This window comes from Acinetobacter wanghuae (genome assembly GCF_009557235.1).
Lineage (GTDB): Bacteria > Pseudomonadota > Gammaproteobacteria > Pseudomonadales > Moraxellaceae > Acinetobacter > Acinetobacter wanghuae.
The window spans coordinates 2,086,772-2,102,836 of sequence record NZ_CP045650.1 but is presented as its reverse complement, the minus strand read 5'-3'; the positions used below and the strand labels follow the sequence as shown (position 1 = coordinate 2,102,836).

Here is a 16,065-nt window from a genome sequence, read left to right as displayed (position 1 = left end):
TTTTGGTGAATTCTTTAAAAATGCTGATCGCTTAAACATAAGTATCATTAAAGTTTGATAATCTGTTTATATATCAATGAAAATAACAACAGATAAAACAATGCTAAATTTTTTTAAAAGAGTATTGAAAGTATTTACATATATTGTGGTCATCCCATGTCTGTTTATGATCTTGAGCTTAACGATTAAATTCAAAATAGAAGATGATCGGCGCTATCAAGAAAGATGGAATCAATCCCTTAAAGCTGATCGAGAACAGTTCCCACATCTAGCAGATCCCATTTTTTACTTTAGCCGTCGTCATGGTGGTGATTGGGGGGCATCGGTGATGGTTTATCCGCTGAATGAAAAAACCAAACGAGCATTCCTAAAGCAATGGCAGCTAAATAAAGCAAAGTCTGTTGAACAGATTGAGTGCATTAGACCAACGGTGAAGAAACGTTGGAAGACATGGCATTCTAATATCCATTATGTGGTCTCAGATCCATGGTTGCAGTTGCTGAGGCAAGAAAGATTTCGAGATTCATTTATCGTATTTGGTTCAGACCAATATCTTAAAAATGTAGAACAAGCTTGTCAGGAGCCTATATTTAAAAAGCTTGAACAAGCTGCTCCACGTTATGGTAATCCTGATTATTGGGCGGTTATAGAAGAACAAAGGCTATTATTTAGTGTGAAGCACTTTTATTAAAGGTCACGCAATAAAGTTAAGTTAAATCGTTAAAACTTCTGACTTAAGAATGCCAGTGTGCGTGGATTCGTGGATAATAGCTTTATTGCATTGATGAAAAGAGTAAGCCGTCCATGAATGATTATGACGACTATGAAGACGACCAACCTGTCACGCGTATTAAACAAAATGCCGCGAGTCAAAAACAATTGGGTCAGCAAATTTTAAAAGATGCCGCACAATATCTTGAAGAGATCTCGGCCGACGAACATACGCTGCTCATCAAAACTTTAATGGATTTATCAGCGCAAGATGCCTACTTCCAAGTGCTTGCCGATGAACTTGATCAACCGATTGGGGCTAAGTTTGCCAATGATGCATTAAACCTCATGCATTTTTGGCCGATGATCCATCAATTTGAAGCTATTGAGCAATTTGACTTGCTCGATATGATTAACAGTGAATATTTTCAAACCGAAATACTCAAAGCTTTTGATGCCTTGGAAATTGATGAAGAGATCAAAGCCAAGCGCCGTTTGGTGCTGCTTGAAAGCTTGAAAATGTACAAACTTGGCTTCTATACGGGTTGTATTCCAAATGTCTATGCACAGCTTGAAGGCATCTTGACTGATATTTTACTCAAGACAGGCTTCTTAAAACAGAACGGTACCAAGTTTGTCGATGTTTATAAAATTGTGCCGGGTTTAAAAGCAAACGAGATTAAAAGCTTGTGGCATAAGTCAAAAATTGCGATTGAATTGAATCCGTACTTTGCCGAACTTGCGGCTTATAAAATGGACTCAAGCTCGAATGTGACCATGACGCGTCATAATATGCTGCATGGCACAGATGTAGAAAACTTTAACCAAGCACGTAGTTTTATCTTATTTATTTGGTTGTTCTCTGCGGTCAGTTTCATGAGTACCGTCAAAGCCTAAGCAAAACGACAAATCTCTTGGTCAAATGCAGATGCTATACATGCAACATTGTGTAGCATCTCTGTTGCAAAATGCAGTTTTCACATGAATTGGCTCGGAATTGCGCTATACCTAATAGGGAAATGAAGTGAACTTGCGACGGAGTATTTTGCATGAGTAACAATAAGCATTTAAATGAAATAAAAGAGCAGGCACAAAAAACAGGTCATAAGCTGAGTGAAACAGCGTTAGAAGCACAGCATGCGGTTGAAGAAAAAGCCGACACTATTAAAGAAAATGCCAAAGAAACAGTTGAAGCTTTAAAAGACAATACCGAAGATACAACTTCTGATTCAGCATCAAACTTGGCGCACTTAAAGGAAGAAGCGAGTGCTAAATTGGATGTCGCGAAAGAGAAAGCACAAGATCTGAAGCATGATGCACTTGATAAATTTGATGATCTGAAGGCACAAGCGACGACCAAATTTGGTGAGCTGAAACAAAAAGCCAGTGATACGTTGGCTAAATTTAAAAAAGACGATCAGGCTTAACGCCAGTGAAATTAAAAAAACCAAGCAAATTGCTTGGTTTTTTTTATGCAATATCGGCATGCAAGAAAAAGCAATACTTAACCTTCGGTTAAAACCTCGTTAAACTAAGCCATTCAGATGACTATTCACAGTTTTGGAGTAACCTATGTCGTGGCTTTCTTCGCTTAAATCGGTTTTTAAACCTTCGCAAGAGGTAAACGAGGAAGCGGTTCAGCAGGTACTACAAAACTACGTTTTGCCAAATTCGAGTAATGCTTTAAAAAATCGAATTACACAGGTGAACGTACAAGGTGCGGTGCTGCAAATTACCATCAATACACTGCCAAGCGAAAAAGACCAACTGCAACAAATACATGATGAACTTGCCGATGCCTTAGAAAAATGCGGTATTCAAGAATTGAATATGCATGTGATTCAACAAAAAACAGGTGGTCACGGCAAAGAAGGCGGCTGTGGACACAATCATAGCGAAGGCGAAAGCTGTTCAAGCCAAAAAGCTGAACCTACATCTGCTAAAAATAACTTACCGCCTGTGGTGGATGCTTCAGCAAGCGTGCCGAAAACAGCAGCTAAAGCAGAACAAACGACAGAAGTCGATGCAAATAACCCCCCAATTCAAAAACCTGCACCACAGCAACGTGATGTACCAAAACATCCACGCATTAAAAATGTGATTTTGGTGTCATCTGGTAAGGGTGGAGTGGGTAAATCAACGACGACTGTGAACCTTGCACTGGCTTTGCAGCAAATGGGTTTAAAAGTAGGGGTATTGGATGCTGATATTTATGGTCCAAGTATTCCGACTATGCTGGGTAATGCTGGTCGCACGCCAATGATAGAAGCAGAACAATTTGTACCTATTGAAGCCTATGGCATGGCGGTACTGTCGATTGGTCATTTAACAGGGGATAACAATACCCCTGTGGCTTGGCGCGGTCCAAAAGCGACGGGTGCTTTAATGCAATTGTTTAACCAAACCTTGTGGCCTGATCTTGACGTTTTGATGATTGATATGCCACCGGGCACAGGCGATATTCAATTGACTTTGGCGCAGCGCATTCCGGTAACCGGTGCGGTGATTGTGACCACACCACAAAACGTGGCACTGCTTGATGCGACCAAAGGCATTGAACTCTTTAACCGTGTACAAATTCCGGTCATGGGCGTGATTGAAAATATGTCGACTCATGTCTGCTCAAACTGCGGTCATGAAGAGCAAATCTTTGGTACAGGCGGTGGTGATCAACTTGCTGAACAGTATCAAATCCCATTACTCGGACGTTTACCGTTAAATGCATCTATACGTGAAAATGCCGATTTAGGTAAACCATCCGTCATTGCAGGTGATGCAGCAGCAGAAAGTTACTTAGCGATAGCAGCCAAAATTGCCGCGCAATTACCAAAAGTTGAAAAAGACCAATCACGTATTTTCTAATGCTGTAAATTTGCTTTGGTACGTTTCAAGCCTGTTTCGACAGGCTTTATTTTTATAGAGCTATATTTTAATTTTTAAATTTACAACGCATCAAAATCGCATTGATTCATCTTTAATATCTCTACCCATCTGAATGCAAATCAGGACGCTGCTCACCTGACTTATTTTCATTAAGCGTGTTTTCAGTTAAAGTACATCTAATCTTGAATTTAAGCTTTTTGGATAGAAATTAAATGGCTATTAAGTCTGATCGTTGGATTCGCGAAATGAGCGAAAAACACGGCATGATTGAACCGTATGCAGAAAACCAAGTTCGCCTCGATGAAAATGGTGAAAAACTCATTTCTTATGGCGTATCAAGCTATGGCTATGATGTACGTTGCGCACGCGAATTTAAAGTGTTTACCAATGTTCATTCGGTGATTGTTGACCCGAAAAACTTTGATGATAAAAGCTTTATCGATATCGAATCTGATGTGTGTATTATTCCACCAAACTCATTTGCTTTAGCACGTACGGTTGAATACTTCCGCATTCCACGTAATGTATTAACGGTTTGCTTGGGTAAATCGACTTATGCACGTTGCGGTATTATTGTGAACGTCACACCGCTTGAACCTGAATGGGAAGGTCATGTGACATTGGAGTTCTCAAATACAACCAACTTGCCTGCGCGTATCTACGCGGGTGAAGGCGTGGCACAAATGCTGTTCTTCGAATCAGATGAAGTATGTGAAACCTCGTATAAAGACCGTGGTGGTAAATACCAAGGTCAAACAGGCGTCACTTTGCCAAAAGCATAAAATTGTTAAGATATTGAATAAACGGGGCATTTTGCCCCGTTTCTTTTTTTGAGATTTCATTCATCGGAAACTTGTGTTTTTTAGTCGGTTGACTTTGGTATCTGGATTAAAAATAAGCATAATAGATGCTGTATATCTATAAAAATAGATGCGGAATGCGTCGTATAAATTGAATGGCGAAGGCTGGGAAGCTAGCAGGATAGAGATGCGGAGCATCATAAAAGAAGGAAGTTAGAAATGACAGAATTGGTACGTTTTCATCGTTTTCGTAGACGTTATTTAGCTTTAACCATTGGCTTAATGATGCTCCCTACTGCACATGCTATGCAGGAACTCTCTGATCATTCACTTTCTGATACAACCGGTGAAGGTGTTGCACTTGTTTTAGATAACTTCAAGATGGTATTTCAAGGACCGAATGATATTTCTAAAAATTCAACTTACAACGCTATAGATCCTTATAAGAAACCTGAAGCATATGACACTGGCTTTATTCGTATTATTCCAACGGGTGGTAGTTATCAAAAAGAATTTTCAAAATTATATGAACAGGAATATCAAAAAGCGTATCAAGCGCAATATGCGACTTCTAAAGCGAATGTTTATAACTCTTCTTTGAATAATGCTGCTCAAAAAACAAATATCTATAATCAGCAGCTGGTTTTGGCTAAAGCTGAGGTAAGGAATTTACGCTATACGGATTTTAAAAATTTTGAGACATCTAGAGCCACTCCAGATACGGTATATTCCCAGCGTATACAATATTATCTGGATAATAAATACAGCAATGTATGGAGTTATGGAACATGGAGTAAAGAAAGAAAGGAAGCTGCCGCTATAGCAGATGCAAATGCAGATTTGAAGACAACAGCATGGATCAACGAAATAGAAAATAGAGTCACAGCAAAAATTAATAATGAAGCTGATTTCTTAGCCAATGCAAGAACAAGCTTGCTTATGCAGAATTATGCTGCACAGCAAGTTGATAGTGATGTTAAAAATGTTTTGGATACAGCTGAGAGCCGGTCAAGTTTGCGTACAAAGGCTGTCGCTGCTTTTGGAAACACTAAGAATAAAGCTGATGTATTTATTTACGGTCTTGCGCTTTCAGCGTCGAATAGTGATTTAAATCAAAGATTCAGTAATAGTGGATTTAATTGGGGGACCGCAGAAAATCCTTGGCTTTTTAGGGCGGGTACAGAAAAAGGCGTACGCCAATTTGAGAATACACCAGGAGATGTAGGGTATTTAGCTCTTGAGGCTCCATTGCTTTCAACATTATCTCCTAATGTGTTTAAAATGGGATTCTGGGCTGATTTATTTTCAAGGAGCTGGAATTCTGATTATTTAGTAGATGAAGCAACAGGAGCTCCGATAGATAGCAGTGATTTGTCTGCAAACTCGAGATTAAGGCTTCAATTTGTAGCAAATGGATTGTCAATTGACGGTACGCAATTGAGATTGTTCCAAACAATGGAAACAAAGAATGCCGAGAACAGTCAGTATAATTCGACTTTAGGTATGGCAAGTATTTTAAGGCTAAATACAGACTTAACTCCAAGCAATGTTAGCTTTACTGCGCTTAATAATAATAAAGCAATTCGTATCAGTACCGCTGAACAGGAGCCTGCAGTTACGCCAGCAGCTGCTACGCCAGCATTAAATGGTGGAACAGCACCACTGTTTAATAAGAATGAAGGATTATATTTGTACAGTCCTAATATTAACTTAGTACTGGGTAATATGTATCAGCCATTTATTATTGGGTCTGATACCAATAATATTATTTTAGAAATAACAAGAATCCCAAATATTCCTGAAATATATACTAAAATTTATAATTATTACTCAGACACTGATAGTGCTAATAAAAATATCACAGTTGACTCTAGTACAGGAAAGGCTTCTCTTTCAGTCAAAAATCCTGAAACTGGTACTACAGGCATATATGAGATTTCAGGTTCAACATGCAGTGTATATGAGTGCGGTAAAAATATTTCTATTGGCGGTGCAACATATCAGAGCAGTGCGGCAACTCATAGCAGTATTACAATTGGTACAGCAGCATATGATGCATCTACTAAGCGAATTAATGCAGGAACAGGAAGCAATGCAACAGGTATCGTTTTTAAAAACTTATCAGGTAGTCCAGTTAATCTTGGTTCTGTTGCGATAGATGGGGTTCTTATTCAGCATTTAAAGATTAAAACTACAGGATTATAAGGATGAAGATAATGATCAATAAATCTTATTTTACTGGATTATTTTTTTTAACTGGCATAGCGCATGCTACATTAACAAATTTAGATTCATCTCAAATGCAAAATACTTATGGTCAAGGCGGCGCTGATCTAAGCTGGACACTATCTTTAAATCACCGCTACGCGAACGAAATGTCTTTAACAGACATTTGGGGGGTAAATAATCAAGGCGATAAGGAAGTTTATTATGGATATAGCTGTAAAAATGATATTCAGTGCCGATTAGCATTTTCGCCAAATAATCATAAAGATGAAAATGAAAATCAGAAATGGCTAGTTTTTAAAAAGATTCAAGGAACAGTGCAAATTGATAGTTTTGCTATTGAAGGCTCTACAATAGTTTATGCTGATCCAGCCTTAACTCCTAAGACGGCTTTAAATGTTAGATTTAGTGATGCAAACCCTATAAAAATAAGAAATTTAGGATTTGAAACTTTAAGTATAGAAACTGATGAAAATGGAGGGAAAACAGAAAAAGATAAAGGCTATATGAAGCTGTCTAAGTATGAAGATACTTTTAAGACGTTCTATAAGAAGACAGATGGAACTTATGCGGATGATGGACAAACCCTTTCTATAGGAACTTTTGATAAAGGGCGTGAAAAAGGATTTATGGGCGTTAATATGCATGGGAATTTGCATATGTCCGGTGATTTAAAGATTTTTGGTTTTAATTGCACAGGCAATGCGAATGCGCGTTGCTAATTATTGATACTTTCAAAAGGAAATTGGAGTGAGAGCAATAATAAAATTAAATTTTCTCGTAGCTTGTATCTGTGCAGCCAATCAAAGTTATGCACTGCAAGTAATGTCTGATCAAACACTTAGTTCGGTCACTGGTCAGGATGGAATTAGTATTACTCATGAAATGTCGAGAGCGAATATAGATCAATTAAATTGGGTAGATTATTCGGAAAATGGAAAAACTCCAATTAAATTGGGTCTGCATGATGTTCAAATCAGTGCGAATGCTGGTAACACATCAATTCTATCTAAAATAGATTTTGATGTGGGAAGAACTGAAATCAGTGAAAGTAGAGATGGTGTTGGTATAGAGTTTTCAGCAAGTATTTCACCTTTTGTTTTAGCTGCATCTCAGATTATGTTATGTCCATCTGAATGTATTATTGAAAGAGATATCAGTGGTGAAATTAGAAGAGATGATAAGACAGGAAAAATTATTTATAAAAATTCAAGTAAACCACAGAATTTGGGTAGCTTGAGTATTTCAACAACATCTCCTCTTGAAGTTTATTTAAAAACAAAAAATGGACTATTTAATCAGAATGATAGCGCCCATTTAGACTTTAGACTACAAAATGCTAGTATTTCATATGGTCAGAATGGGCAGAATCTAACACTGAAAGATTTTAATTTTAATCTGAGTGCCGATGGATACATGTTCATTGATCCTGATAATGGGATTATTTTGGAAACACGTGATGCCGGGAATTTTGTTGAATTAAATCGTGTAAAAGATAATGAGTTCGCAGGAAAGACAAAGCCAGGAGTAAATATTGATCTGCGTTATGGTGAAGATGGAACACAAGGAAATTTAATCCGTCTTGGTGCATCTGGTGCTTTGACCAATGGTAAGATTATGCTCAATGCTAAGCAAGAAGGTGCTTCATCATTCCATGTTATTAATGGTGGTGTAAAAAGTACAATTGCTGACAATGAAGGCTACGATTTTACTCAAGGCGGTGGTTTGCATTTGGGGATGTCTGCAGATTTTACGCGCGCAGATAAAGATAAAACAACAGTAAGTGGAAAAACGCCCACTACTTTTGAGTTAGGCCATACGGGTACAGGTAGTTATGCTATCGAATTCTCTAATCTCACTCGCTTGAATGTACGAACATCTGAAGCTGAAGGTGCACCTTTAAGTACAGCTAATGCTTATATAAATTTTGGTGATATTTATATAAATACAGTAAACACGGATAATTTAGGATTCGCTGTAAATGATCAGATTAAAAATATATTACAATTACCTGATAATAAAATAATTTATAATCCCTCACCCACTATAGATCCTCAAACTATGACACTTATTGCTGTGCGTGGTATGGATTTCCAAGCAATTGCTCGTAAAGCAAGATTTATTTCTGATAATTCTTTACCTGAGAATAATGCCCCAGAAGGTACATGGGGTATCGGTATACCTATATATAATTTGAATGCCAATTTAGGGTTATTTGAAAAAAAATATACCAATAAATTAGGAAATGAAAAGAGTGGATTAGGTTTTGACTTAGCTATGTCTACGGATGGATATTATTATGATAGTGAAACTGGAAATTCCTACACTACATCCTTATTGGTTTTAGATGGTGAAAAGCGTACATTAAAAGACAGTGATGGTGTGCCTTTGAAGGATACAAGTGGTAAAGTCCTTCAAGGTGAAGAAGTGAACTATTATGCAGGTCTGAGAAATATTGACTCTTATATTAAAGCCAATGGTGTCATCGGTTTTGAGGATAATGGAATATATATTAAAGCAGATAACTTACTATTTGCTGCAAAAGCTGAGATTGCAATAGGGCAACTTCCAGGGTCTCTATATAATTGTGGCGGTGAATGCGGTAAGAAAATCGTACCAATCGATAATTTCGGTCGTAAAGATGATGTACTTGCTAGTATTGCATTTAAATTAGACGGCGATGGCAAACTCTTTATTATTCCAGGTATTGAAAGTGCTTCAGCAACACCTGATACCAATTATTTGAAGCTAAAGGCAAATTTTCAGTTTACACCTCTATTAGCTGATGAAAAGAATGATGCAGAAAATCTTGGAAGCTATATCAGCATCAGTAATGAAGATTCAGTGAATGTATCGAGTATTAACTTAAATAAGATGCAGGGTGATGTTGGAGCTGAAGCGCGTGTACGTATGAAAAAAGATACAGCTGTTTTAGATAGTCAAGTTAGTTTTAATCGTTTAGGAAATGAAAGTACTATTGGAAAAGCTTTTACTGCAGAGGTTGCACTGTCACCTAGCGTAGGGAAAATGCAGAAAATTGGAGATATTGCGTTTACTGGAGGATCAATGCGCAGCACGCTTGGCATTAAGCCACGTTAAAAATAATTAAAAATCAGGGAAATTAATATGAAAATTTTAGTATTAGCTGCTTTAAGCATGTTTGCAGTTTCTCATTCGTATGGGATGATTGCTTTAGATGATCAATCATTGTCCAAAGTCGATGGGCAGGCTTTATTAAATTTGCAGTATCAATCAGGGACGAATAGTACGGACTCGATGGGAATTAGTTACGATCAATCCAATATAGGTTTTTATAAGCTTGGTCTAGATGCAGAAATGGAGCTGAACGCTAATATTAAGAGTCTACAGTTGGGTTGCGGCTATGCAAATGCAGCAGCGAAATCATCTCAGGCGTGTGATATCAATATTGATAATATTGCATTAAGTGGCTTAGTGAAAAATGCAGATGGAACAATAAAAAGCGATTATACATCTGATGAGCGTGCTGCTACATCGGCGGTTATTACAAACCCTTTTATACAATTTGCGATTAAAAATCCTACTTTAGCTTCAACTAGAGAAGTTTTGGGTTTTAGAGTAAGCGCTGAAAAAATTGCTGGTCTAATGACACTTGGTACGGAGAATAGTTCAACGCCGAATGGAATTAAATCTTTTAGTGGTTATATGAAAACCAAAGAAGCTTCTGGAACAGCAATTACTAATGAACGACATATGATTTATGACAAAAATACATTCAATTACCCTATTAAAGGTAAAGTCTCAGGATGTTTAATAGGTGACTCTTGTTCTTCAGGTCTTGAAATTAGTTATGAGTCAAATGGATACGATCTTATTTTAAAATCAGCCTATGCGCCATTTACTATCAATTCTACTCAAGTATCGGGCTCAAGAATGACCAAAGTCGATCTTAAGGGGTCAGGCACTGTTGGCCAATTAGACTTCTATGGAGATTTAACAGCCCAAGTCTTAGGTCTTTTGAATTTAGATAAAGTTGTAACTGGTAATATTACAGGGTTAAAAACTGATATTTCGGTTTCCCAAGATTTGGGGTTAATCCATGCCTTATATTTAAATAATGCAGCTTCCTTGTCTTTGCAGCAGGTTAACCTTTTATGGCCAGGTGCTTCAGCTGGGGCCAATAAAGGCTGGTGGCTTGCAATGGAGGATGAGGTTGATTTAGGAAGTTTAAGCCCAACAACAAATGTAGACATTTCAAATGCTGTATTACAGCAGACCATTGCCGGTATCAGTAAAAATTTAACTGATAATCCTCGAGCTTGCGGTAATCTGCTATCAGGCTGTATTGGAGGAAGCACGCTTGGTGTTGGAAATATACCGCTTACAACATCTTTAGATTTTCCTCTAGTTAATTTAACACTGCAAGGTCAAAATTTTAAATCCAATTGCTTCGGCGGTCTTAAATTCTGCTAATAAAGAATCCAAGATATAAAAAATCCCGCATGTCGCGGGATTTTTTGCATCTAAATCAAATTATTTAGCAATTTTCGCCAATAATTCTGCTTTCGAAATATTGACTGATTCAGCATCACGGCGACCTTTATATTCAAACGTACCGGCATCCAAACCTTTTTCACCAATCACAATACGGTGTGGAATACCCGTAATTTCAAGGTCAGAGAATTTTACGCCTGGACGTTCATCACGGTCATCCAGTAACACGTCACAACCTGCAGCTTGAAGTTCAGCATATAAGCTTTCTGCTGCTTCTACAGTACGTGGTGACTTGTGTGCATTCATTGGCACAATCGCAACTTCAAACGGTGTAATCGAGGTCGGCCAAATAATGCCTTTTTCGTCAAAGTTTTGTTCAATGGCAGACGCTACCACACGTGTTACACCAATGCCGTAACAACCCATAGTGACTACAGTTGGTTTACCATCTTTACCCAAGACTTTACAGCCTAAAGCTTCAGAGTATTTTTGCCCCAATTGGAAGATATGACCGACTTCAATACCACGTTTAATTTGTAGAGTGCCTTTACCATCTGGAGAAGGATCGCCTTCTACCACATTACGTAAGTCGTAAACTTCAGTGAACTGTGCATCACGTTCCCAGTTGACACCGGTTGCGTGTTTGTGAGCAATATTTGCACCGGCAACAAAGTCTGAAAGCACAGATGCAGCACGGTCAACAATTACTATCACACCTTTTTCAACAAGACCTTGAGGACCCACGAAACCTGCAGTTAAGCCAAGCTTTGCAAGCTGTTCTTCAGTTGCAAATGCAAGTGGCGCTGCAATTAAAGGATGTTTTTCAGCTTTAATTTCATTGAGTTCGTGGTCACCACGTAAGAATAACGCCACGACAGGAGCATCTTTACCTTCTTCCGCAACACCTTGTACAAGGAGTGCTTTAACAGATTGAGCTGCATCTGTCCCTAAGAAGTTTGAAACTTCTGCGATGGTTTTTTGATTTGGCGTATCTACAACTTTGAGTTCTTGTGTTGGAGCTGCACGCTCACCTACAAGTACTGCTTCTGCCATTTCAACGTTCGCTGCATAGTCAGATTCAGTTGAGAATGCAATATCATCTTCACCGCTTGATGCTAAAACGTGGAATTCGTGTGAACCTGAACCACCGATTGAACCGGTATCGGCTTGCACAGGACGGAAGTTCAAACCTAAACGAGTAAAGATTTTGCAGTACGCCGCATACATATCGTCATAGGTTTTTTGTAGAGATTCTTGATCGATATGGAAAGAATACGCATCTTTCATTACGAATTCACGTGAACGCATCACACCAAAACGTGGACGAATTTCATCACGGAATTTAGTTTGAACTTGGTAGAAGTTTGCAGGTAATTGCTTGTAGCTTTTAAGCTCATTACGTGCAAGGTCAGTAATTACTTCTTCGTGTGTTGGGCCAAGTACAAAGTCATTGCTGTGACGATCTTTAAAACGTAATAGTTCAGGACCATATTGCACAAAACGACCTGATTCTTCCCATAGTGATGCAGGCTGAGTCACAGGCATCAATACTTGAAGTGAGCCAACACGATCCATTTCTTCGCGAATAATCGCTTCAACTTTATTTAAAACGCGTACACCCATCGGCAGCCAAGTGTATAAACCTGAAGCCAATTTACGAATCATACCGGCACGAAGCATGAGCTGATGAGAAATAACTTCAGCATCGTTTGGGGTTTCTCTTAACGTTGCAAATAAAAAGCGACTCGCGCGCATGGAAACTGTCCTAAAAAATTAAGCGTTAAAGCAGAGATTATACAATAAAAAATGAGGTGAACATTGATCCATGTCACCTCATTAAGCTGGATTAAATTATGACATGATTTTACGGGCTTGGCGCGACATAAAATTCTTAAAGTCATCTAAATAGGTAAAGATCACAGGAACCACCACCAAGGTCAGTAGGGTCGAGGTAATCACACCGCCAATCACGGCATGTGCCATCGGTGCGCTTTGTTCGCCGCCTTCGCCTAAACCTAAAGACAGCGGCACCATGCCCATCACCATCGCACTTGTGGTCATTAAAATCGGACGGAGTCGCGTTTTACCCGCTGCAATAATGGCATCATAACGATCTTCGCCACGATCCATCGCTTTTTTAATAAAGTCGATGAGGAGAATCGCATTCTTGGTCACAAGCCCCATTAACATAATAATCCCGATAATCGAGAATAAGTTCATGGTGGAGTTAAACAAGAACAATGCCAAGAACACACCAATTAAGGACAGTGGCAGTGATGCCATAATCGATGCAGGGTGGATAAAGCTATTGAACTGTGAACCGAGCACAATATAAATAAATACAATCGACAGGGTAATTGCCGTTAAAGCATAGCCTGCCGATTCTGCCATGTCTGCATTCGAGCCTTGTGTATCAAAGCTATAACCTGTAGGTAGCTCAAAGGTTTCTTGCATCGCACTAATATCCGTACCGATGTCACCTGAAGGACGTCCAGAGGTATTGGCTTTAATGAGTACTTCACGGGCAAGGTCACGACGGTTAATTTGCGAAGCACCCAGTTTTTCTTCAAATTTTGCTACGCTAGCAAGTGGTGTGAGAATAGGTTGACCATTTGCATCTGTTTTAGATGATGTCACATACATATTTTGCAAATCACTCGGTAAAGTACGTTTACTTTCTGCTAAGCGCAGATTGACATCGTAGGTTTCACCTTTTGGATCTTGCCAAGTGGTGACATCATCGCCCGCAATGAGTGGGCGTACCGCATTGGCAATTTGATTGACGGATAGACCTAAATCACTCGCCAACACCCGATTAATTTGCATATCTAGTGTTGGTTTTGGTTCTTTGAGTGAGGTTTCTAAATCAACCACGCCATCAATTTTTGCCATTTCCAGCATAAAGCGATCTGAGATTTTTTGCAGCTCGTTTAGATCAGGACCTTTAATTGAAATCATAATCGGTTTTTGACCGCCCGATACGGTTTCATCCGCAGAGGCAACTGAAGTCACGCTGATGCCGGCAATACTTTTAAGACGTTCACGGAATTCGTTGTTAATATCACTTAAGCTTTTTTCACGCTCAGTACGCGGGGTCACGGTCACACGAATACTCACATGATTTTTACCACGATCAGTCAATCCATTAATGACACCATAAGTGCCACGGGTATCTGGATGTTGACGAATCACCTGTTCAACTTGTTGCAGCTTAGCTTGCGAATATTCCAAGGTTGCATCGACAGGGGTTTCAAACTTAATTCGAATTTCACCTTTATCGGGTACAGGCACAAACTCTGTTCCAATCATTTTGGATAAACCCAGCGCACCAAAGAGTGATGCCACCGCAATCACAATCGTGATGAAACGGAAACGAAGTGCAAGTTTAAGCAGCTTTTCGTAGACGTGGCTTAAGTTATCCAGTTTGCTCGAGATAAAGTTAAAGAAGCGTTTTAAAGCACTCGGCTTTTTATTGGGATCCGGTTTCTTTTCTGCCCAATGTGCAGAGAGCATCGGGTCAAGGGTAAAGCTGACAAACATGGAAATCAGTACGGCAGCACTGACCGTCACCCCAAATTGATAGAAGAAACGCCCAATAATCCCGCCCATAAATGCCACAGGTAAGAACACAGCAACAATCGTCAAGGTTGTTGCTAAAACAGCAAGTCCAATTTCTTTCGTCCCATCTAGGGCTGCGGTCGTATGGTCTTTGCCCATATCGGCATGACGCACAATATTTTCTCGCACCACAATTGCATCATCAATCAGCAGACCAATACTGAGTGATAAGGCAAGTAAGGTCATCATGTTGATGGTAAAACCAAATGCCCAAATAAAAGTGAGCGTGCCAAGTAGGGCAATCGGCAGCGTTAATCCAGTAATTGCTGTAGAACGGAATGAGCCTAAGAATAACAGTACAATCAGTACGGCAAGCACAGCACCTTCAACGATGGTGCGCGCCACATCGGCAATACTGCCACGAATACTTTTAGATGAATCCACGACCACTTTTAGTGATGTGCCTTGCGGAAGTTGGCTTTTGACGGTGTCTAAGGTTTTATAGGTGCGATCGACTACTTCAATAACATTGGCATCTGAGCTTCTTAAAATATCAATCGCAACAGCTGCTTTGCCATCTAAAAAGGCAGCAGACTCAAGTTCGGCTTGAGTGTCTTTTACATTTGCTACTTGTTTGAGGAAAATAGGTGCGCCACTTTTATTGGCAACAATTAAATCACCAAAACCAAGCGGATGTTGGACTTTAGAATTAATCTCAATCACCAGTTCCGAATTGTTTGATTTTAGCGTACCGCCCGGAACTTCAATATTTTCAGATTTAAGGGTGTTAATGACACTGTCAATGCCAATGCCGTAGGCTTGTAATTTTTGTGGATCGACTTCGATGCGGATTTGCCGTTGTGCATCACCCAATAAATTCACTGTACCGACGCCTGCAACCGTTCTCAGTTGCGGAACCACACGTTGATCCAAATAAGAGCTGAGTGATTTAAGATCCATATTATTGGATTCAAATACAATCGACATAATTGCATTTGAGGTCGGATCGTAACGCTCGACAATGGGATCTTGAATTTCATCGCGAAATTCTGCGGTTACTGATGAAATTTTATCGCGAATGTCTTGTGCTGCGGTGGTCGATGAGACATCCAAATTAAATTCGGTGGTAATCATCGACAAGCCTTCACTCGATTGTGAAATGACTTGTTTTAAACCGGAAATGGTATTGATCTGATCTTCAAGCTTTTTGGTAATTTCAGATTCAACTGTTTCAGGCGATGCACCCGGATAATTGGTATAAATCACGACGAAAGGAAAATCCACATCGGGGAATTCTTCCACGCCCATACGTTGCCATGATGCTAAACCGAGTACCATCAAACAAAACATCATCATGATGGTAAAGACTGGGTACTTCACACTGATTCGAGTCAACCACATATCAAAGATCCTG

The 16,065-nt window shown here is 39.2% G+C and carries 11 protein-coding genes; 9 read left to right on the top strand and 2 right to left on the bottom strand.

Annotated elements, in window-relative coordinates; all coding sequences use genetic code 11:
- Positions 1-76 precede the first annotated feature (76 nt).
- From GFH30_RS09965 to GFH30_RS09925, 9 genes are all read left to right on the top strand, one after another.
- Positions 77-691: a hypothetical protein gene (locus tag GFH30_RS09965; RefSeq protein WP_153372237.1), complete on the top strand. Its 615-nt coding sequence runs from the start codon at positions 77-79 to the stop codon at positions 689-691.
- Between the two features lie 113 nt (positions 692-804).
- Positions 805-1,608: a hypothetical protein gene (locus GFH30_RS09960; protein WP_153372235.1), complete on the top strand. Its 804-nt coding sequence runs from the start codon at positions 805-807 to the stop codon at positions 1,606-1,608.
- Between the two features lie 152 nt (positions 1,609-1,760).
- Complete coding sequence (locus GFH30_RS09955) at positions 1,761-2,138, top strand: hypothetical protein (RefSeq protein ID WP_153372233.1); 378 nt, start codon at positions 1,761-1,763, stop codon at positions 2,136-2,138.
- Between the two features lie 145 nt (positions 2,139-2,283).
- A complete protein-coding gene (apbC, locus tag GFH30_RS09950) occupies positions 2,284-3,573 on the top strand; it encodes an iron-sulfur cluster carrier protein ApbC (protein ID WP_153372231.1) in 1,290 nt (429 codons plus the stop codon).
- Positions 3,574-3,806: 233 nt separating this feature from the next.
- Complete coding sequence (gene dcd / locus GFH30_RS09945) at positions 3,807-4,376, top strand: dCTP deaminase (RefSeq protein ID WP_153372229.1); 570 nt, start codon at positions 3,807-3,809, stop codon at positions 4,374-4,376.
- Between the two features lie 237 nt (positions 4,377-4,613).
- Entirely contained in the window at positions 4,614-6,599 is a 1,986-nt protein-coding gene (locus tag GFH30_RS09940; RefSeq protein WP_153372227.1) for a hypothetical protein, read from the top strand.
- Between the two features lie 11 nt (positions 6,600-6,610).
- Positions 6,611-7,342, top strand: a complete 732-nt coding sequence (locus tag GFH30_RS09935) for a hypothetical protein (protein ID WP_153372225.1) — start codon at positions 6,611-6,613, stop codon at positions 7,340-7,342.
- Positions 7,343-7,370: 28 nt separating this feature from the next.
- A complete protein-coding gene (locus GFH30_RS09930; RefSeq protein WP_153372223.1) occupies positions 7,371-9,719 on the top strand; it encodes a DUF6160 family protein in 2,349 nt (782 codons plus the stop codon).
- 27 nt (positions 9,720-9,746) lie between these two features.
- Entirely contained in the window at positions 9,747-11,072 is a 1,326-nt protein-coding gene (locus GFH30_RS09925; protein ID WP_153372220.1) for a hypothetical protein, read from the top strand.
- Between the two features lie 60 nt (positions 11,073-11,132).
- On the opposite strand, the gene GFH30_RS09920 is transcribed toward GFH30_RS09925, so the two are convergent.
- The gene (locus GFH30_RS09920) at positions 11,133-12,848 is read right to left on the bottom strand and encodes a proline--tRNA ligase (protein ID WP_153372218.1); all 1,716 of its coding nucleotides are present in this window, start codon (positions 12,846-12,848) and stop codon (positions 11,133-11,135) included.
- 96 nt (positions 12,849-12,944) lie between these two features.
- Complete coding sequence (locus tag GFH30_RS09915) at positions 12,945-16,052, bottom strand: efflux RND transporter permease subunit (protein WP_153372216.1); 3,108 nt, start codon at positions 16,050-16,052, stop codon at positions 12,945-12,947.
- Between the last annotated feature and the right edge of the window lie 13 nt (positions 16,053-16,065).

Excerpts from the sequence above, each read along its gene's own strand:
- GFH30_RS09965 (WP_153372237.1), top strand. The coding sequence starts at position 77 with ATGAAAATAACAACAGATAAAACAATGCTAAATTTTTTTAAAAGAGTA.
- GFH30_RS09960 (WP_153372235.1), top strand. The coding sequence starts at position 805 with ATGAATGATTATGACGACTATGAAGACGACCAACCTGTCACGCGTATT.
- GFH30_RS09955 (WP_153372233.1), top strand. The coding sequence starts at position 1,761 with ATGAGTAACAATAAGCATTTAAATGAAATAAAAGAGCAGGCACAAAAA.
- apbC (WP_153372231.1), top strand. The coding sequence starts at position 2,284 with ATGTCGTGGCTTTCTTCGCTTAAATCGGTTTTTAAACCTTCGCAAGAG.
- dcd (WP_153372229.1), top strand. The coding sequence starts at position 3,807 with ATGGCTATTAAGTCTGATCGTTGGATTCGCGAAATGAGCGAAAAACAC.
- GFH30_RS09940 (WP_153372227.1), top strand. The coding sequence starts at position 4,614 with ATGACAGAATTGGTACGTTTTCATCGTTTTCGTAGACGTTATTTAGCT.
- GFH30_RS09935 (WP_153372225.1), top strand. The coding sequence starts at position 6,611 with ATGATCAATAAATCTTATTTTACTGGATTATTTTTTTTAACTGGCATA.
- GFH30_RS09925 (WP_153372220.1), top strand. The coding sequence starts at position 9,747 with ATGAAAATTTTAGTATTAGCTGCTTTAAGCATGTTTGCAGTTTCTCAT.
- GFH30_RS09920 (WP_153372218.1), bottom strand. The coding sequence starts at position 12,848 with ATGCGCGCGAGTCGCTTTTTATTTGCAACGTTAAGAGAAACCCCAAAC.
- GFH30_RS09915 (WP_153372216.1), bottom strand. The coding sequence starts at position 16,052 with ATGTGGTTGACTCGAATCAGTGTGAAGTACCCAGTCTTTACCATCATG.